General features: G+C 64.4%; 18 protein-coding genes and 1 tRNA gene. 10 read left to right on the top strand and 9 right to left on the bottom strand.

What is annotated here, in order from left to right:
- Positions 1–14: 14 nt before the first annotated feature.
- A complete protein-coding gene (gene lon, locus KF857_02960; GenBank protein ID MBX3110944.1) occupies positions 15–2,363 on the bottom strand; it encodes an endopeptidase La in 2,349 nt (782 codons plus the stop codon).
- Positions 2,364–2,367: 4 nt separating this feature from the next.
- Positions 2,368–2,943, bottom strand: a complete 576-nt coding sequence (locus KF857_02955; protein MBX3110943.1) for a MarR family transcriptional regulator — start codon at positions 2,941–2,943, stop codon at positions 2,368–2,370.
- Between the two features lie 75 nt (positions 2,944–3,018).
- Here KF857_02955 and KF857_02950 point away from each other — a divergent pair, with 75 nt between their 5' ends.
- The gene (locus KF857_02950) at positions 3,019–3,636 is read left to right on the top strand and encodes a PilZ domain-containing protein (GenBank protein MBX3110942.1); all 618 of its coding nucleotides are present in this window, start codon (positions 3,019–3,021) and stop codon (positions 3,634–3,636) included.
- Positions 3,637–3,649: 13 nt separating this feature from the next.
- On the opposite strand, the gene KF857_02945 is transcribed toward KF857_02950, so the two are convergent.
- Complete coding sequence (locus tag KF857_02945; GenBank protein MBX3110941.1) at positions 3,650–3,901, bottom strand: 4Fe-4S binding protein; 252 nt, start codon at positions 3,899–3,901, stop codon at positions 3,650–3,652.
- A gap of 164 nt (positions 3,902–4,065) precedes the next feature.
- Between KF857_02945 and erpA the strand changes: the two genes are divergently transcribed.
- Positions 4,066–4,440, top strand: a complete 375-nt coding sequence (erpA, locus tag KF857_02940; protein ID MBX3110940.1) for an iron-sulfur cluster insertion protein ErpA — start codon at positions 4,066–4,068, stop codon at positions 4,438–4,440.
- A 6-nt stretch (positions 4,441–4,446) separates the two neighbouring features.
- On the opposite strand, the gene KF857_02935 is transcribed toward erpA, so the two are convergent.
- Both KF857_02935 and KF857_02930 read right to left on the bottom strand, forming a co-directional pair.
- A complete protein-coding gene (locus tag KF857_02935) occupies positions 4,447–4,809 on the bottom strand; it encodes a PilZ domain-containing protein (GenBank protein MBX3110939.1) in 363 nt (120 codons plus the stop codon).
- Between the two features lie 204 nt (positions 4,810–5,013).
- Positions 5,014–6,462 (bottom strand): hypothetical protein, encoded by a 1,449-nt coding sequence (locus KF857_02930; GenBank protein ID MBX3110938.1) that lies wholly within the window; start codon positions 6,460–6,462, stop codon positions 5,014–5,016.
- Between the two features lie 98 nt (positions 6,463–6,560).
- Here KF857_02930 and KF857_02925 point away from each other — a divergent pair, with 98 nt between their 5' ends.
- The 5 genes from KF857_02925 to ruvB are packed head-to-tail and all read left to right on the top strand — an operon-like array spanning position 6,561 to position 10,721.
- A complete protein-coding gene (locus KF857_02925; GenBank protein MBX3110937.1) occupies positions 6,561–7,718 on the top strand; it encodes a hypothetical protein in 1,158 nt (385 codons plus the stop codon).
- Between the two features lie 5 nt (positions 7,719–7,723).
- Positions 7,724–8,404: a ThuA domain-containing protein gene (locus KF857_02920; protein ID MBX3110936.1), complete on the top strand. Its 681-nt coding sequence runs from the start codon at positions 7,724–7,726 to the stop codon at positions 8,402–8,404.
- 9 nt (positions 8,405–8,413) lie between these two features.
- A complete protein-coding gene (locus tag KF857_02915) occupies positions 8,414–9,049 on the top strand; it encodes a prolyl oligopeptidase family serine peptidase (protein MBX3110935.1) in 636 nt (211 codons plus the stop codon).
- A 47-nt stretch (positions 9,050–9,096) separates the two neighbouring features.
- Positions 9,097–9,699: a Holliday junction branch migration protein RuvA gene (gene ruvA / locus KF857_02910; protein ID MBX3110934.1), complete on the top strand. Its 603-nt coding sequence runs from the start codon at positions 9,097–9,099 to the stop codon at positions 9,697–9,699.
- Positions 9,696–10,721: a Holliday junction branch migration DNA helicase RuvB gene (gene ruvB, locus KF857_02905; protein MBX3110933.1), complete on the top strand. Its 1,026-nt coding sequence runs from the start codon at positions 9,696–9,698 to the stop codon at positions 10,719–10,721. The genes ruvA and ruvB overlap by 4 nt, the downstream gene beginning before the upstream one ends.
- On the opposite strand, the gene KF857_02900 is transcribed toward ruvB, so the two are convergent.
- Positions 10,722–12,536, bottom strand: coding sequence for a M3 family oligoendopeptidase (locus KF857_02900; protein MBX3110932.1), 1,815 nt, complete (start codon positions 12,534–12,536; stop codon positions 10,722–10,724). It lies immediately after the preceding gene.
- Between the two features lie 9 nt (positions 12,537–12,545).
- Positions 12,546–13,466, bottom strand: a complete 921-nt coding sequence (locus tag KF857_02895) for a cation transporter (protein MBX3110931.1) — start codon at positions 13,464–13,466, stop codon at positions 12,546–12,548.
- A gap of 51 nt (positions 13,467–13,517) precedes the next feature.
- Here KF857_02895 and recN point away from each other — a divergent pair, with 51 nt between their 5' ends.
- Both recN and KF857_02885 read left to right on the top strand, forming a co-directional pair.
- Complete coding sequence (gene recN / locus KF857_02890) at positions 13,518–15,185, top strand: DNA repair protein RecN (protein ID MBX3110930.1); 1,668 nt, start codon at positions 13,518–13,520, stop codon at positions 15,183–15,185.
- A 41-nt stretch (positions 15,186–15,226) separates the two neighbouring features.
- Complete coding sequence (locus tag KF857_02885; GenBank protein ID MBX3110929.1) at positions 15,227–16,762, top strand: hypothetical protein; 1,536 nt, start codon at positions 15,227–15,229, stop codon at positions 16,760–16,762.
- A gap of 70 nt (positions 16,763–16,832) precedes the next feature.
- Here KF857_02885 and rpmF read toward each other — a convergent pair whose 3' ends face one another.
- Both rpmF and rpmG read right to left on the bottom strand, forming a co-directional pair.
- Positions 16,833–17,024 (bottom strand): 50S ribosomal protein L32, encoded by a 192-nt coding sequence (gene rpmF / locus KF857_02880; protein ID MBX3110928.1) that lies wholly within the window; start codon positions 17,022–17,024, stop codon positions 16,833–16,835.
- Entirely contained in the window at positions 17,024–17,194 is a 171-nt protein-coding gene (gene rpmG, locus KF857_02875; GenBank protein ID MBX3110927.1) for a 50S ribosomal protein L33, read from the bottom strand. The genes rpmF and rpmG overlap by 1 nt, the downstream gene beginning before the upstream one ends.
- A 143-nt stretch (positions 17,195–17,337) precedes the next feature.
- On the opposite strand from rpmG, the gene KF857_02870 reads away from it, so the two are divergent.
- Positions 17,338–17,423: transfer RNA gene (locus tag KF857_02870), tRNA-Leu, on the top strand.
- Positions 17,424–17,432 lie beyond the last annotated feature (9 nt).

Genomic DNA, 17,432 nt, shown 5'->3' with positions numbered 1-17,432 from the left:
AGCCCGGTGGCGGCCTAGACCAGGGCGATCTTCAGGACATCGTCGGCCGTGGCGGCGAAGTGGAACGTGAGGTCCTTCCGGGCGGCCTCGGGCAGGTCGTCGAGGTCGACGCGGTTCTCCTCGGGAAGGATCACGTGCCGGATGCCAGCCCGGTGGGCGGCCAGGACCTTTTCCCGGACACCACCGACGGGAAGCACCTTGCCGCGAAGGGTGATCTCGCCGGTCATCGCCACGTCGCGGCGCACCGGGCGGCCGCTGTAGGCGGAGACGAGCGCGGTGAGGATCGTCACGCCGGCGGACGGACCGTCCTTGGGCACCGCACCCTCCGGCACGTGGACGTGCAGGTCCATGTGGAAGGGCCGCTTGGCGTTGAACCGCGCCTGATTGGCCCGCACATACGTCGTGGCCGCCATGGCGCTCTCTTTCATCACGTCCCCGAGGGAGCCGGTGAGTTGGACCTCGGGCTTGTCACCGTAGGGTTCGGTGAGCGAGACCTCGATGGTGAGGATGTCGCCGCCGTACTCGCTGTAGACGAGGCCCGTGACCGCCCCGGTTTCGTTTCGCTCGCCACGGACACCGTGGCGGAACCTCGGCTTGCCGAGTGACTCGGCGAGGGTCTCCTTAGTGACGACAACGGCGTCGGTCAAGCCTTCGGCGATTTGGCGTGCCGCTTTGCGGCACACCGTCGCGACTTCCCGCTCAAGCGACCTCACGCCCGCCTCGCGGGTGTAGTCGCGCACGACGGTTTGCAAGACCGGTCTGGCCACTTTGACCTGGTCCTTGGTCAGTCCGTGCTCCTTCGTCTTCTTGGGCAACAGGTAGTTGGCCGCGATGTAGAGCTTTTCCTCTTCGGTGTACGAAGGGAAGCGGATGACCTCCATGCGGTCGCGCAAGGGGTGCGGGATGTTCTCAAGCAAGTTCGCCGTCGTGATGAACATGACCGCGCTCAGATCAAACGGCATCTCGATGTAGTGGTCGCTGAACTGGGCGTTCTGCTCGGGGTCGAGGGCCTCCAAGAGCGCGCTGGTGGGGTCGCCGCGCAGGTCGCTCGTCATCTTGTCGATCTCGTCGAGCATAAAGACCGGGTTGCGGGTCCCCGTCTGCTTGAGGCCTTGGATCAACCGCCCCGGCATCGATCCGATGTACGTCCGACGGTGGCCACGGATCTCGGCCTCGTCCCGGACGCCGCCTAGTGAGATGCGGTGAAACTCCCGCCCCATGCTCTCGGCGATGCTTCGACCGATGCTCGTCTTGCCCACCCCAGGTGGGCCGACAAAACATAGGATCGGCCCCCGCAAGGAGTGGGACAACTGGCGGACGGCGAGAAAATCGAGGATGCGGTCTTTGACCTTGCCGAGCCCATAGTGGTCGCGGTCAAGGATGCGGGCCGCCTTTTTCACATCGATACGGTCAGTCGTCGTCTTGTCCCAGGGCAGGCTGACGAGCCAGTCCAGATAGTTGCGGATGACCAACGCCTCGGGTGAACTGCTCGGAGCGCGTTCCAGTCGCTTGACCTCTTGAAGTGCGCGGTCGGCGCACTCGACGCCCATGCCGCACTGTTCGAGCTTGACCCGGTACTCCTCGCCCTCGTCACTGAGGGTGCCTTCGACGCTCCCCAATTCGGTCTGGATCGCCTTGAGCTGTTCGCGCAGGTAGTACTCGCGCTGCGTCTGACCGAGCTCACGCTCGACCTTGGACCGCAAAGAGGCCTGGAGTTCCAAGACCTGCATCTCCTTGGCCAGCAGTTTGACGAGCCGCTCTAGCCTGCTCTCGACGTTGACGTCTTCGAGGAGCGACTGCTTCACGTTCGCCGTGCTAGGCAGGTGGTGGGCGACCATGTCGGCCAGGTGGCCGGGGTCGTCGATTGAGGCCAGGGTCTCCATGACCTCGGGCGGAACCTGCAGACCCAGATTGGCGGCGGTCTGGAAGGTGCCGACACACTCGCGCATCAGCGCTTCGACCTGTTCGCCCCGCGCCTCCACCTCGGGCAGAATCTCGTACTTCGCCGAGAACGAGCCGTTGCGGAACGTGAACTTGTGGACCACCGCCCGGCCCATGCCGCGCAAGACCACCCGCATGGTGCCGTCGGGCAAGGGAAGCACGTGGAGCACTTCCGAGAGGGTGCCCACACCGTAAAGGTCTTCGGAGGTGGGCTCCTCCTGCGATTGGTCGCGCTGACCGACGACAAGTGTCTCGCGGTCTTTTCTGATCGCCTGTTGGAGCGCCTTCACCGACATGTCCCGGCCGATCAAAAGTGTCTGGATGGCACCGGGGAAATGCACCGTGTCCCCCCTGATCGGGAGGACGGGGGCGGTGCCCACCATCGGGGGCTGTTCGAGGACTACCTGCTTGGTCCGTGCCATCGCTTCAACTTTGTCCACGGGACGTGCCGGCGTCTCCCGACCCTTTGCCAGACCCGAATGCTTCCACCATACTCCGGAATGTCTCGTCTGACTCAAAAACCTGCTGGTAGACCGTGTCAATAATCCCAAAAACTTCCAGGAGGGTGGTCAGTCTGTCGCGGAACACTTGTGCCTCGGTCGAGGTGTCGCCCTCGGGCACCATGGCGAGGCACTCGCGGATCGCCGCGATCGTGGGGTCGATCTCACGCCTTTTCCGTTCGCGGACGACGCGCCCGAACATGTGGAAGACGTCGTCGGTGCTCCGGTAGATGTCCTTGCGGTCCCCTGGGTTGCGGTAACGCTGGACGACCCCCCAGTCGATGAGGTCACGCAGGGTCATGCTGGCATTGCCCCGGCTGATGTGCAGCCTCTCGATCAGGTCGTCGACGCTGTGGCCGTCCCCGGTCGCCAGGAGCAGGGCATGGATCTGGGCCATTGTCCGGTTGATGCCCCAACTGGAACTCATGCGCCCCCATTCCAGGACGAACTGGTCTTGTGCTTGGGCCAGGCGGGAGTCCTTTGTGGGCTGGCGTTCGTGCATCAGACAAAAAAGTGTCGGCCGCTAGTTTATTGTCGCCTGCTGACCTGCCGACAATATACACCTTGGAGGCACGCGATGAAGCTGGCAGAGTTTGTCGGTACCCGGGCACGGTTTCAGCGGTTGAAAGACTCGAAGATCTTCAACGGCTGGATCGAGCAGATGTCGGGTAACCGCGTCCTCTTGGGGCTGACAGGTTCGGCTGTCCCGACAGCAGGCGACGAGTACCGCGTGGAAGGTTACGGCCACATGGTCTCGGTCGTCTTTCTTGCCAAGCTGGAGGCGATCCTGGGCGACGACCGGCTGCCGGACGAGACAGCCCAGGCAGAGCGAGACCTTCGGCTAGATTTTGTGGTCTTGTCGGCGGCCAGGATGGTCGAGTCCAGCGAGACGGTGCGCTATAAGCTGAAGGCGGTCGCCGTGCAGTTTCACCATGACGGGCGGGTGTGCACCGCCAAGGCCCTCGATGCCAGCTTCACCGGTATTGGTGTCTCGTGTGACGAGCCGGTCGAGCCCGGGGTGACCGTGTCGATGACGATCGCGACGTCACTGGGGGCGATCGGCGCCACCGCGGTATGCCGTCACTGTCAGGAAGACCCTGACCGTCCAGGGACATACCGAGCGGGCTTCATGTTCCAAGAGTTCGGCCGCGTCGACAAGCCGAAGTGGGACAGGTTCATCACCAACCTGAGGTGACGGGCGCCGGTGTTTAGCCTTCGCCGCAGGCCTTCTTGGCCTCGGTGCGGTTCTTCTCGATGTAGTCCTTCCAGTTGGTCGGCACGTCGGTGTCGACAAAAATCGCGGAGACCGGACATTCAGGTTCGCAAAGGCCGCAGTCGATGCATTGGTCGGGATGGATGACCACCATGTCGTCGATCTCATAGATGCAGTCGACAGGGCAGACGGTCATGCAGGACTTGTCCTTGACTCCAATGCAAGGCTCGGTGACGACGTATGGCATGGCTGTGGTGGTTGGATCCCCGGCGGTGGTCGCCAGGAACCCTGATTATGGCCGAAGGTCTCGATTTCGTCCATGGTGGGTCCCCATGTCGCGCCGTGCCCTTGGGATTGCGGCAAGGCTATGGCACAATTTCAAACACGTCTCCCGACGGAGTGCAGACAACCATGCCGATCAACCTCACCGAGCGCGCCACTACCGAGTTGAAGGATTTGATGACAAGCCAGGACAAAGCGGGCAGTGCGCTCCGTGTCTGGGTCGCGGGCGGCGGGTGTTCGGGCCTCAGCTACGGCATGGCCCTCGATGACGCCGAGGCCGAAGCGGGGGACGTCGTCTTTGAGCAGGACGGCGTGAAGATATTCGTCGACGGCCTGAGCCTCCAGTACATGGATGGTTCCGAGGTCGATTACGTCGACGACATGATGGGGGGAGGGTTCAAGATTTCGAACCCGAACGCCGTCAGCACCTGCGGCTGTGGTTCCTCGTTCAAGACCGAGGAAGGCGGCGGCGGTTGTGGCAGCGGTTGCGGCTGCTCACACTGACCTGGCTTAGCCCAGGAGCATCTCGCCTTGGTCTTTGAAGACCGCGTGGACATATTCGGCCCATGCGATCCGCTCCGCGGCCGTCCCTGATTGGAATTGGAAGCCCGTCGCGTACAGGTCGCAGTCTTCCATCAGTTTGCTGTAGCGAGCCACTGCCTGGATCTCGACAGGATCGTGGTCGCCGCGGCCGATCTTGAGGGTGTAGGTCTTGTCTGGCTCAAACTGCTCACGCGAGCGGATTTGGCATCCGCCCAGGCTGACGTCCACGACGACCGACCTGATGGCGGTGGTCTCCGACAGGAGAGACACCATCGCGTAGTCAAGGATCTCGAACCTTGCGAAACTGCGTCGGTCGGCGGGGTTAGACATTTCCATCACCTTCGGGCTCGTCGGGAGTATGAGCCCAATGGAATTCTTCGGCGGCTTCTGCCCCAATCTTAAGGCTCGTTGAACTATCAGTAATCGCATGCCAATTACCATTGGCATTTGCCAACTTTGACGAGACGCGACGAGCAAGTGAAACGGCCCCACCAAATGAATTGGTGGGGCCGCCGGATTGTCGTGGGCTGACGCTCAGTTCTTCTTGGCGATCAGTGTGCGCTTGCGGATTAGCACGTGGCCGGTGGCCGGGTCATAGTCCACGTCCACGTTAAGGGCTTCAGAAATGAAGCTCAGGGGGACGATGCTGCGCCCGTGGGTGATGAACGGGGCCATCTCCAAGCGGAAGTCTTGTCCGTTCACCTTGGCGGTGTCGTTGCCGATTTGGAACCAGATCGTCTGGCCCGGCATCGTGCTCGTGACGGTCTGGTCTTTCTTGTGCCAATCGACGACAGCGCCCTGGTGCTCCATCAAGTGACGGAACGGCGTAAGGGGCACACCGTCCTTTGCCTGCGGCTGGACGTCGAACTTGACCTTCTTGCCCTCAAAGTAGACCGCGTAAGCGCCCATGTTCGGGACACGGACACCGAAGTTGACGGCGACCAAGTCTTTCGCTGGTTTGGTCGGCTTGACGGCCGGCTGGGTCGCCTCGGTCGGCTTCGTGGTCTCAACCGGCTTGGTGGACACCGGCTTCGTCACTTCGGGCTTGGTCGTGGCGGGCTTAGAGCCGTCGATCTCGATCGTGGCGGGCTTTTCGGGCTTCGTCACGGCCGGGCCGGTCGGGGTCGCATTGATCTCGGGCTTGACCGTGTTGGCCGGGGCGGTCGCCGAGGCCTTGCTGGCGCCTTCGGCGGGCTTGAAGCCGGCCGGTTCCGTCACCGACGGCTTGACGCTGTTGGGGGCGACCGTCGGGGTCGTCTTTGGCGCCGTCGGCGCGACCGCGGGAGTCGTCTTCGGGGCTTCGCTGGGCTTGGCCGGAGCGACGGCCGAGGCGCCGAACCGCTTGGTCATGCCGCCTGGGTTGTTGACGAACAGGCGGAACTTCTCAGTCCGGAAGGTCGCGTTGGTCTCGTCGACGACGAGGGCCTGGACCTCATGCCAACCGTTGGGGACGCGGGTGGTGTCCCACAAGTAGTTGTATGGCGGGTAGTTCTTGAGCGCCTTGAACTCGTCGTTGATGAAGAAACTGACGTAGACATTGCTCAGGCTGCTCTTGAACCCCAGCTGGATGTCGACGTTGCCCATCACCGTGCTGCTGTTGAGCGGCTTGGCGATGTAGGCCGGGCCCATCCCGGTGCGGTCGACTTTGATCTGGGTCTTCTCCGAGCCCAGCTTCTTGCCTTCCTTGTCGAAGAGGAAGATCTCAACGAGATTGTCCCCGTCCTTCAGGTAGGCGGTGTCCACGGCAAACTCGGTCTCGCCCGCGGTCGCCGCGTCGTCCAGGTTCTTGGCAAGGATGCTGACGCCGTTGACGCGCATCTCCACACTGGCGGCCGCCGCACCCTCATACTTGACCGTGATCGATTTGTTATTGGCTGCCTTCTCGATGAGGATCGAAGCGTCGATCAAGCTGGCCCTGGCGACAGAACCGAGCAACATCGCTCCGGCGCAGAACAGCCAGGCGTGCGTCTTAAAAACCTTCATGTGGTCCACCCGTTGTGCCAAGCGGATTGGCACGTACAACCCCTATTGTCCCAGATTTAGTTCGGGAAGTCAAGAAAACCGCCCGGTATCCTGGCGACATGTTCGGCGAGGAGGCGGGCTGGCGAGAGGTCAGGGCGGGCCCGTGGAACCTTGTCGAAGGAAAAAAACGACCGGACGCCCTGATAAGTCAAGGATGGAAAAACGGGACGTGGCGGCACGATTTGGCGGTATGGAGGCATCCCGACCCGGTCGCCGAAGACACCTGTCTGATCGAAATCACGGGTGACGACTCCGGCATGGCCGACGACATGGTGTCGCAAGGACTGGGGAGCGCCGCCCGGTTGCCCGTCGTCACGCTGTTCAACGTCCCCAACCAACCGACGTACGACCTTCAGGAGGACGCCCTCCTCGCCTATTCGTTTCTGCAGGCCGTCTCGACCGGTGACCGCGCGTGGGCTGTCCTCGTGCCGATGGTCGTGGCGGTGCTCGCCGCCATGGACGCCGCGACAGAACTCAGTGACGGGCAATGGACACGGTTTGTCCTGACCGGGGCGAGCAAGCGGGGCTGGACGACGTGGCTGGCCGCCGCCACCGGTGACCCGCGCGTCGTCGGCGCCGCACCCCGGGTTTTCGACAACCTGCGTGCCGCCGACCAGATGCGCAAGCAAGTCGCGGACTGGGACGGCTACTCGCCGATGTTGGAGGACTACACCGCCCTCGGGCTTCAAGAAATGGCCGCCGACGGGCCGGCCGCCGGTCTGGCGGGCTGGCTCGACCCCGTGACTTACGCCGGGGACATCGCCGTGCCCCTCCTGTTGGTCAACGGGGCCAACGACCCCTTTTGGTGCACCGACGCATCGTCGGTCTATGTCGGTGACCTTCCCGCGACGGCTTCGTTCGCCGTGTGCCCGAACGTCCGTCATGTCGGGGCCCTGCCGGGATTCGCGGCGGGGGCCTTCGCCGCCTTATGCTCGTCCGCTGCGTCGGGCACACCCTGGCCCGCGCCACTGCCAAGGTGGGACGGTGACGCCTGGCACGTCGACAGTCCGACCCCCTTTGGTCGCCGCGTTTGGGCGGCCCATGCGGCGGACGGCAGGTTCGAGAACGCCCGGTGGCTTGTCAGTGACGACCGCCGGCCACCTCGTCACCCCGGCTGCCGGACCGCCCACTTTGTCGAACTCATGATGCCGGGCGTCGGTCCCGTGGGCCCGTATTCCCTGACCTCCCACGTCGTCGTCTCCCCGCCGGTATCCTGACCACGATGGCAGATCGGTCGGCATTGGTGGTTTGGGGGGGCTGGGACGGACACCAGCCTGAAGCGATGGCGGGTCTCTTCCGCGAGATCCTTGAGGCCGAAGGGTTCGCCGTGACGGTGTCCGACACCTTGGACGCTTTTGCCGACCTCGACCTGACCGCATATAGCCTGATCGTCCCCACTTGGACGATGGGCACGATCACGCCCGAGCAACGCGGCCCGGTCATCACCGCGGTGGCCGAGCACGGCGTCGGCATGGCGGGATGCCACGGCGGCATGTGCGACGCCTTCCGCAACGACACGGAGTGGCAGTTCCTCACCGGCGGGCAGTGGGTCGCCCACCCCGGCGACGACGGAGTCGAATACACGGTCAACATCCGGCGTGACATCGACCACCCGATCACGACGGGCATCGACGACATCCCGGTCAAGAGCGAGCAGTACTACCTGCACACCGATCCGGGCAACCTGGTCTTGGCCACAACCGAGTTTCCCAACGCGAAAGTGCCAGGCCCCCATAGTGGCAACCCGTCTCACTTACCCCAGATCTGGGTGAGGACGTTTGGCAAGGGCAGGGTGTTCTATTCGGCCCTTGGGCACCGCCCCAGCGACGTCGCCAGCGGCGGGGCGCGAGAGACCTTGAGGCGTGGGTTCCTGTGGGCCGCCAAGGGCGTCGGCCTCGGCTAGACTGGAAGGGTGGAAACCGGCTTTCTCGACCGCGAGCACAAAGGCTCGAACTACCAGGTGCACGTCCCGAAGGGCGTCAAGGGGCCGTGCCCGACGATCCTCTTCCTGCACGGGGCCGGCGAATGCGGGACCGACGGTTTGCTCCAGACCGCGATCGGGCTGCCCGACGCCGTCCGCCGCGACCGGACACGGTGGCCGTTCCTTGTCGTCTGCCCGCAGAAGGACGACGTCAAGGCCCTCTGGGCGGACCGCAAAGAGCTTTTGGACGGCATCCTCAGAGACGTCGAGGGCGAGTTCCCCGTCGACCCGCACCGCCGGTACATCACCGGATTGAGCCAGGGCGGCCACGGCACCTTTGACCTTGCCGCCCACTTGGGTTGGCGCTTCGCCGCCGCGGCGGCGGTGTGCGGCCGGTCCTTGCTCGACAAAGTCGGCGAGGACTTCCGCCACATCCCTCTGTGGGTCTTCCATGGGGACGCCGATCCGGTCGTCAAACCTGAAAACTCCATTGAGGCGGTCGAGGCGGTCAAGAAGGCCGGTGGCGACGTCAGGCTGACGATGTATCCCGGGGTCGACCACAACTCCTGGGACAAGGCGTACCGTGAGTCGGACCTGCCCCAGTGGTTCCTTTCGCACACGCTTTGACCGTGGCCCCCTAGCGGGTACCAGTAGACATAGGCTAACATGCAGCCGTGATCGCGCGGCTTCGGGGGACGGTCTGGGAGGTCGGCGGAGGACGTTTGGTCGTCGATGTCGGCGGCGTGGGTTACGAAGTCCAGGTTCCCGAGACCACCTTGGTCGAGTTCGGCGTCACAGGCATGTCCATCGACCTCTGGGTGCGCCAGATCGTCAGGGAGGACGACCTCTCCCTGTTCGGGTTCTCTAGCCCAGAAGAACGGGCCCTGTTCGACATGTTGCGGGACGTCCAAGGATGCGGGTCCAAGACAAGTCTGGCCCTGATCGGCACCCTCGGGGCAGGCGGTGTGCGTGATGCGGTCGCCATCCAGGACGTGAAGGCCATGGTCAAGGCCCCTGGGGTCGGGCCTCGGTTGGCGGAGCGGATCGCGGTGACCCTCAAGGACAAGGTGCTGGAGATCGGCTCTGGGCTCAGGTCCCGGGGAACGGCGGTGGTCACGTCTCGCCATGCGGCGTCGGAACCCGAAGACGAGGTCGTGTCGGCCCTCGTCGCCCTTGGATACCCCCGGGCGAAGGCGGAGTCGGCCGCCGCCGACGGTGACACGGCTCAGCCCCTTGAAGAGCGTATCCGCACCGCCCTGAAGGTGTTGGCGCGATGAACGGCCACGGCGAACTGGACCCGAATCTGCAGCCCGCCGACGCGGGGCCCGAGGTCTCGCTCCGGCCTCGCCTCCTTCACGAGTTCATTGGTCAAGAGTCGCTCAAGTCAAACCTGTCCGTCTTCTTGGACGCCGCCCAGAAGCGTGGCGAGAGTCTCGACCATCTGCTCCTCTATGGCCCGCCCGGCCTGGGCAAGACGACGCTGGCCCATATCGTCGCCAATGAGATGCGGACGACGGCCCACGTCACCAGCGGCCCGACTTTGCAAGTCCCTGGCGATTTGGTCGGCATCCTGACCAACCTGGAACCAGGGGCGGTGCTCTTCATCGACGAGATCCACCGCCTCCCCCGACCCGTCGAGGAAGTCCTCTATCCGGCAATGGAGGACCGCCGGGTGGACATCCTGATCGGCAAGGGGCCGGCGGCCCGGAGCATCCGGCTGGAGGTCCCTCCAGTCACGGTCGTCGGCGCGACGACCCGGCAAGGCTTGTTGACCGGCCCGCTGCGCGACCGGTTCGGGATCGTCTTTCACTTCGACTTCTACGACGAGACCGCCCTTTTCCAAATCGTCACGCGCTCGTCGCATCTGCTGGGGTATGTGATCGACGACGACGGCGCGCGTGAGATCGCCCGGCGGTCGCGGGGAACCCCGCGTATCGCCAACCGCTTGCTGCGTCGGGTCCGCGACTTCGCGACTGTCGACGGGGTCGAGGTGATCGGTCTCCCGGTGGTCGTCAAGGCGCTTGGCGCCCTCGAGATTGATGACAAGGGCCTTGACCGCCTCGACCGGGCGTACCTCTACGCGATCGTCGGCACCCACGGCGGCGGCCCGGTCGGGCTGGAGACCATCGCCGCGACACTTGGCGAGGACTCGGGGACATTGGAGGACGTTGTCGAGCCGTACCTCTTGCAACGCGGCCTTCTCGCCCGCACCCCGCGTGGGAGGACGGCGACCCCCGCCGCCGCCACCCATTTGGGCATGAAGCTCAGGGCCGAGACCGACGGACGGCTCGACTTGTGATCAGGCTCCTTTCAGGTCTGACCACAGGCCCTCGAACGTCGTGACCAGTCGGTCGATGGCGGCAAAGCCCGCCTGCCAGAACGCCTCGGAGCGGAGGTCGACGCCGAGGACGCCCATCAGTTCTTGCGGAGTCTTCGATCCGCCCAGGCGGAGCACGTCGAGGTACTTGGCGGCAAAGTCTGGGCCGCCCTGCTTGGCCAACTCGTACACCGACAGGGTCAGCAGTTCGCCAAATGAATAGGCGTACACATAGAACGGCGTGTGGAAGAAGTGGCCCACGTACATCCACCAAGTGCGGTGTTGCTCGCCCAGGGTGAGGCCCGAGCCAAACATCGACTGGAGCTCCTCCTGCCAAATATCGCCAAACTGCTCCGCGGTCAGCTCGCCCAGTTCACGGCGGGCTTGGTGGCTGCGCTGCTCGAAGCGGAACATCGCCGCTTGGCGGTGGACGGTGGCAAAGATGCCCTCGATCTTGCCGGCGTAGAGGGCGAGTTTGTCCCGGGCGTCCGCCTGGGCCGTCAGTTTCTCAAAGACGATCATCTCCCCAAAGATCGAGGCAAGCTCGGCCAACGGCAGGGTGCCGTGGTAGTTGAAGGGCGACTGCGCCCGGCTCAACGACGCGTGGACGCCGTGGCCAAGTTCGTGGGCCAAGGTCTCGACGTTCTCAAGGCTGCCCAAGTAGGACATGAGGACGACCGGGTGAAGGTCGGGAGTGAGGTAGCTGCAGAATGCCCCACCGGTCTTGCCAGCCCGAGGTTCGGCCTCGATCCAGTTCTTGGCAAAGAACTCGTCGGCCCGGGCCGCCATCTCGGGGTGGAACGAACCGAACGCGTCGACGACCATCTCGCGGGCCTTCTCCCACGGAACCTGTTGCTTCGTGTCGTTCAGGGGCGCGTACCGGTCGACGTGGGTCAGGCTGGGCAGGCCGAGCACCTCGCGCTTGACCTTGTAGTAGCGCTCGACAAGGTCGGAACGCTCTCGGCAGAGCCGCATCACCACGTCGACGGTCGGCTTGTCCAGTTCGTTGGAAAGGTGCCGGCTGTCTTCGGCGGCGTCAAACCGGCGCAGCCGGTCCTCAAGCTTTTTGTCGGCAAGCAGGGTGTTGTAGACGTAGGTGATAACCCGTTGCATCGAGCCCAGGCCAGTCGAAAAGGCGTCCGCGGCGGCGGTCCGTACTGCGCGGTCGGTGTGCCGGAGGTTCTCCAAGACCTCTTGCTCGGTCATCACCGACGTCTCGCCCGTGCCTGGGTCGGTGTAGGTGTATTCGTAGTTTGCGGTCAGTTCGTCGTGGAGCCGCACCCAGGCCCGCGACCCGACGTTCGCACACTCTTCCAAAAGCACTTCCTCCGACTCGCTGAGCATGTGCGGCGTGTACGCGCGGACGACGTCCAGGTAGTGGCGGTATTCAGCCAGGTCGGGCTCGGCGAACAGGGTCTCCGCCCGAGACGCGTCGATCTTTTGGACCTCGATGTCGAAAAACATCAACTTGACCCGAAGCCCGCTCGACCGCTCGGTCTGGTCTTGCAGGAACGCCCCGAGGGCCGGGTCGCTGGTGTCCGCGGCAAAGAGGAGGTGGGCGTAAATGATGGGTTTGGCCGCCTCGTTCTGCAGTGACTCGATCTCGCGGATGGCTTGGGCGAGCGCCGGGGCGGCCAGCGCGTCGACCTTGCCCTTGTATTGGGCGACAAAGGCGTCCGCCCGGGAATGGGCCGTGTCCCAGGCCGCGGAGATCTTGGGGTCCGTGGGGCTGGCGAAGAGCGCGGAGAGGTCCCATCGGACGCCGTGGGCGGCGGCACTGGGGGTGGCGGTGTTCATGGGCCGATTCTACATGCCTTCGGACGGCTGGTGTTCCCGAGCCTGGTGCTCAAGTTCGGCCAAGTAGGGCTCATAGTGGACGGTGACAAGGGCACCGCCAAGGACGTCACGAAGCGAGGCTTCGACGTCTTCGGCCAGGTCGTGGGCCTCCACAAACGTCAGGTCGTCGTCCAGCAAGACGTGCAGGGTCACAATCCGGACCTGACCGGTCTGGCGGGTGCGGAGGTTATGGAATCCGCGGACATGCCCGTGTCGGCGCAGGGCCTCCTCCACCCGGGCGACTTCCTCAGCGGGAAGCGAACCGTCCATGAGCTGGTGGGTCAGGCGGACGAGCTGACGGACCGCGAAGAACGCACCGAGTCCGGTGAAGAAGATGGCCACGAGCGGGTCGAGGACCGGCCAGCCCGTCCCCTTGACCGCGATGAGGCCCGCCAGAACACCGACCGACGCCCACGTGTCGCCGTTCAGGTGCTGGGCTTCACCTTCAAGGGCTGCCGAGCCGTACTGCCGGGCGGTTTTGACCAGGTGCCGGCTGACAACCGTGTTGGCGACGATCGCGAAGGCCATCGCGGCAAGGCCCCAGTCGGGGTCGATCTCCCGAGGAGTCGCCAGGCGAAGGGTGGCCTGCCAGGCGATCACCGCCGCCGTCCCGATCACGACCAGCATCTGCACCGCGCTGGAGATGACTTCGGCCCGGCCGTGGCCGTAGGGGTGGTCGTCGTCGGCGGGAATGCTGGAGAGGCGCACCGTCCACAGCGTCAGCACCGACATGGCGACGTCCACGAGGGATTGCAAGGCCTCGGAAAGGACGCTGATGCTGTGGGACGCGGCGGCTGCGGCGAGCTTGGCCACGACGACCACGACCGTGGTGGACAGTGAGACGACCACCGCCCGCCGAACGGCCTGCCCGCCTGGCCCTGCCGAGGTCATGTGCTGATTATCGCACCCACGTCCGGCCGTTCCCCGTCAGAATCCTTGGCAATGGTCCAGGAGTTGACCGTCGAGAACGTCGCGGTGATCGAGCGCGCCTCGTTCCGTCCCGGCGCCGCGTTCACCGTCTTGACCGGTGAGACGGGGGCGGGGAAGTCGTTGTTGGTCGACGCCATCGGCCTTGCCCTAGGTGCACGCGCCGACGCCGACCTTGTCCGCCATGGCGCGGCGCGGGCGGTGGTGACCCTCCTTGTGGACCTGCGCGGCAACCCCTTGGCCATGGCCAAGTGCGCCGAACACGGCGTCGCCTTCGACGACGGGCAACTGGTGGTCCAGCGCGAAGTCAGCCACGACGGCCGTTCCACCGTGCGTCTGAACGGCCGCCCCGCCGCCGTCGGCACCCTGCGCGAGATCGGTGCATTGCTCGTCGACTTGCACGGCCAGCACGACCACCAGGCCTTGATGCACCAGGAACGGCAAGGCGGGTTCTTGGACGCTTGGATCGGCGACGAAGCCCTCGCCTTGGTTGTCGCGGTCGAGGAACAGTTCCGCCGCCACGAGTCTCTGGCCCGCCGTCTCGCTTCCTTGCGGAACGGGCAGCGCGCCCGCGAGCAACGCGTCGACCTGCTGAAGTTCCAGATCGACGAGATCCAATCCGTCTCTCCGGTCGTCGGCGAGACCGAGGAGTTGGAGGGACGCCTCCTGAGACTGAAGCACGTCGCCCGTCTGACGACCGGTGTCCGAGACGCCCTGGCCGCCTTGGCGGACGACGAGGGGTCGGCGGTCTCAGCCGTCCAGACCAGCCTTCGTGCCCTCCGTCAGTTGGCCGACCTTGACCCGAGCCTCGGCGTGTCAGTCGACCACCTGGCCGAAGGTGAGGCGGTCCTGGTCGACGCCGTCCGCGGGGTGCGCGCCTACGCGGCGACTCTGGACGACGACCCGGCGGCCCTTGAGGAGGTGGCGGCCCGACTAGACCTGCTGTCCCGACTCAAACGCAAGTACGGCGAAGACGAGGCGGCGATCTTGGAGCATCTCGCCGCGGCGAGCGCCGAGTTGGCGACCCTCGAAGGAGAAGACATGTCCGAGGACGAACTGGCGGTCGAAGTGGATGCGGCCCACTCCACGCTCCAAGCGACGGCGGACCGCCTGACCTCGGTGCGCGAGGCGCACGCGGCGAAGTTTTCGGAGGTTGTGACGGCTGAACTGCGCGAACTGGCCATGCCGAGCGCCGAGTTCGTCGTCCGTCTCCACAGGCAGGCGACCGGCCCCGAAGGCCAAGATTTCGTCGAGTTCCTGTTCACCGCCAACGCCGGGGAGCCGCCACGCCCGCTGGGCAAGGTCGCCAGTGGAGGCGAACTCAGCCGGCTCATGCTGGCCGTCAAGGTGGCGTCAGCTGGTCGCGCCGGAGTGCCGACCTTGATATTCGACGAGATCGACACGGGCCTCAGTGGCAGGGCGGCGGCGACGGCGGCACGAAAAATGGCGGCCCTGGCCGCCCACAACCAAGTCATGGCGATCAGCCACCTGCCCCAAATCGCCGCCGCCGCCGACGTCCACTTCCTCATCCGCAAGTCCGAGGCAAAGGGCCGTGTCCACACTTCGGTCGACCAATTGGACGCCGAGGAACGTGTCGACGAGGTCGCGCGCATGATCGCGGGTGAGGAGGTCGGGGAGTCGGCAAGGACCCACGCCCGGGAGATGCTCCGCGCCATAGACTGAAATGACCGGAAGATTGGGTCGTCCAATCGGTGGGAAATGCCATGACATTGCTGACCACCGCCTGTATGCTTGTCGCCACCGCCGGTGACCCGACCCGCCAAGCCAAAGTGATCGGAGCCTCGCTCTTCAAGAACGGGTACGCCGTCGTCGTGCGCGAGGCCACCATCCCGTCGAACGGGACCCTCGTGCTCACCCAACCCTCAAACGTCGCCCTGGGCACCTTCTGGGTGACCACCCCCCGAGGTGTCACCCTCAAGGAGATTGTCGCCACGACGACCACCGAAGAGAAGTCGCATGACTTAGGCACCCTTGACGAGATCATCCAGGCCAACAAGGGGAAGACCGTGGCGGTGACATTGACGAACAAGTCGCTTGGTGGGGAAGTGCTGACCGGGACAATTCTGTCCGCTTCGGGCCAGGTCGTCGTCTTTCGCACCGATGATGGCGTCATCAGCTTCAACAAAGGACTGATCATCGCCATCAGGGCCAAGGAGGGGGATCTGAAATGGACGGCCGACCAGTCCGTGACGTCGCCGGCCCTCCGCATCAGCGGAACACCCAACGGCAAGGTGTTCTACACCGTGCTGCAACGCGGCTTGACCTGGGCCCCTGCTTACCAGTTGGACATCAGCGACCCGCAGGACGCCGTCCTTACCGCCAAAGCCACCGTCGTCAACGACTTGGAGCCGATCAAGGACGCCGACATCCGACTGGTGACCGGGTTCCCCAACATCCCGTTCCTCAATGTGCCAGACCCGTTCTCGGCGACGGTCTCTGCCGACGCGTACCTGGGCCAGATTCTGGGTCGTTCGACGCAAGACATGCTCCAGAACCGGGGCATGCCGAACGGGTTCGGCACTCAATTGGGCTACCGGGCCGCCGAGGCGAACATCGTGCCGCTGCCGATCAGCGACCTAGAGGGATTTTCGTCGGAAGACCTCTTCTTCTACCGACAGGACAAGGTCGACTTGAAGAGGGGCGACCGGGGTTACTACGTCCTGCTCCAGTTCAAATCGCACTACTCCCACATCTACACCCTGAACGTGCCCCAGCTACCGCTGGACAACAACACGCCGCGCAACCAGACGCCCCTTGAGACTTGGCATGAGTTGAAGGTGACCAACACGTCTAAGCAGCCGTTGACCACCGGCACGGTCGTCACGGTCAAGGACGGGGAGTTACTTGGCCAGGACATGCTGACCTACACGCCGGCGGGCGGGGATCAGTTTGTCAAGATCACCAAGGCCCTGGACGTCTCGGCAGACCAGGCTGAAGAGGAGGTGTCCCGCACCAAGGGCGAGATCAAAGACCGGTTCAACAATCCGGTGTGGGACCTCGTGACCATCCACGGCAAGATCGTGGTGACGAGCCGCAAGAAGGACCCGATCAAGATGAAGGTCGAGAAGGAACTGGCCGGCGAGGCGGTGGGTGCGGGCCACGAGGGCAAGACCACCAAGTTCGTCCGCCGCCTCTACGACGTCAACACCCCGTCCAAGGTCACGTGGGAGGTCGACGTCAAGCCGGGTGAAAAGTTGGAGTTGGACTACACCTACAAGCTGTATCAGCCCAGCCGGTGACCAATCCAAAAAATGAACCGCCGCCAAGTCGTGGGATCGACTTGGCGGCGGCCGGAAATGTCAGCGGGCCTTAGGCCGACTTGTCTTTGAAGCCAGGCAACCGGCGGCCCTTGTAGTAGCCGTCTGGGCTGGCGCAGTGCCGGCGGTGCAAGGGTTCTCCGGCCACGTTCTTCGTCTCGCTCAGGACGGGAAGGGTGGTGTCCCAGTGGGTGCGCCGCAGACTGGTGCGCTGATGGCTGAACTTACGTTTCGGGTTTGGCATTACTTCTTCTCCCGGTGCAGGGTGACTCTGCGCAGGTCTGGGTTGTACTTGTTGAGCTCCAGCTTGCCCTGGGTGTTCTGCTTGTTCTTCGTCGTGACAACGTAGTGCTTGTTGTCTTCCGTGCAGACGAGCCGGATGATCTCGCGCTTTTCGCCTTTCTTCTTTGCCATGAGCCTGCCTCGCCCTTCTTGATTGAGTCGGACGCATATGATGGCAGGTTCAGCCCCAAAGCGGCAAGGACCCGCCGGGAGGACGCCCTCCCGACGACCCCGCCGGGCGGCGGGCAGAGCCCCGCCTGTATACTGCCGCCCGGGCCCGGATGGCGGAATGGTAGACGCAGCGGACTTAAAATCCGTTGGCCGTAAGGCCGTGTGGGTTCGAGTCCCACTCTGGGCACCAAGCCGACTG

The sequence above is a fragment of the Fimbriimonadaceae bacterium genome, assembly GCA_019638795.1.
Lineage (GTDB): Bacteria > Armatimonadota > Fimbriimonadia > Fimbriimonadales > Fimbriimonadaceae > JAHBTB01.
The sequence above is the reverse complement of the archived record's forward strand: the minus strand, read 5'-3'. Positions and strand labels throughout refer to the sequence as shown.

Excerpts from the sequence above, each read along its gene's own strand:
- recN (MBX3110930.1), top strand. The coding sequence starts at position 13,518 with ATGGTCCAGGAGTTGACCGTCGAGAACGTCGCGGTGATCGAGCGCGCC.
- KF857_02950 (MBX3110942.1), top strand. The coding sequence starts at position 3,019 with ATGAAGCTGGCAGAGTTTGTCGGTACCCGGGCACGGTTTCAGCGGTTG.
- KF857_02885 (MBX3110929.1), top strand. The coding sequence starts at position 15,227 with ATGACATTGCTGACCACCGCCTGTATGCTTGTCGCCACCGCCGGTGAC.
- KF857_02930 (MBX3110938.1), bottom strand. The coding sequence starts at position 6,462 with ATGAAGGTTTTTAAGACGCACGCCTGGCTGTTCTGCGCCGGAGCGATG.
- rpmG (MBX3110927.1), bottom strand. The coding sequence starts at position 17,194 with ATGGCAAAGAAGAAAGGCGAAAAGCGCGAGATCATCCGGCTCGTCTGC.
- KF857_02925 (MBX3110937.1), top strand. The coding sequence starts at position 6,561 with ATGTTCGGCGAGGAGGCGGGCTGGCGAGAGGTCAGGGCGGGCCCGTGG.
- erpA (MBX3110940.1), top strand. The coding sequence starts at position 4,066 with ATGCCGATCAACCTCACCGAGCGCGCCACTACCGAGTTGAAGGATTTG.
- lon (MBX3110944.1), bottom strand. The coding sequence starts at position 2,363 with ATGGCACGGACCAAGCAGGTAGTCCTCGAACAGCCCCCGATGGTGGGC.
- KF857_02900 (MBX3110932.1), bottom strand. The coding sequence starts at position 12,536 with ATGAACACCGCCACCCCCAGTGCCGCCGCCCACGGCGTCCGATGGGAC.
- KF857_02935 (MBX3110939.1), bottom strand. The coding sequence starts at position 4,809 with ATGTCTAACCCCGCCGACCGACGCAGTTTCGCAAGGTTCGAGATCCTT.
- KF857_02895 (MBX3110931.1), bottom strand. The coding sequence starts at position 13,466 with ATGACCTCGGCAGGGCCAGGCGGGCAGGCCGTTCGGCGGGCGGTGGTC.
- rpmF (MBX3110928.1), bottom strand. The coding sequence starts at position 17,024 with ATGCCAAACCCGAAACGTAAGTTCAGCCATCAGCGCACCAGTCTGCGG.
- KF857_02920 (MBX3110936.1), top strand. The coding sequence starts at position 7,724 with ATGGCAGATCGGTCGGCATTGGTGGTTTGGGGGGGCTGGGACGGACAC.
- ruvB (MBX3110933.1), top strand. The coding sequence starts at position 9,696 with ATGAACGGCCACGGCGAACTGGACCCGAATCTGCAGCCCGCCGACGCG.
- KF857_02945 (MBX3110941.1), bottom strand. The coding sequence starts at position 3,901 with ATGCCATACGTCGTCACCGAGCCTTGCATTGGAGTCAAGGACAAGTCC.
- KF857_02955 (MBX3110943.1), bottom strand. The coding sequence starts at position 2,943 with ATGCACGAACGCCAGCCCACAAAGGACTCCCGCCTGGCCCAAGCACAA.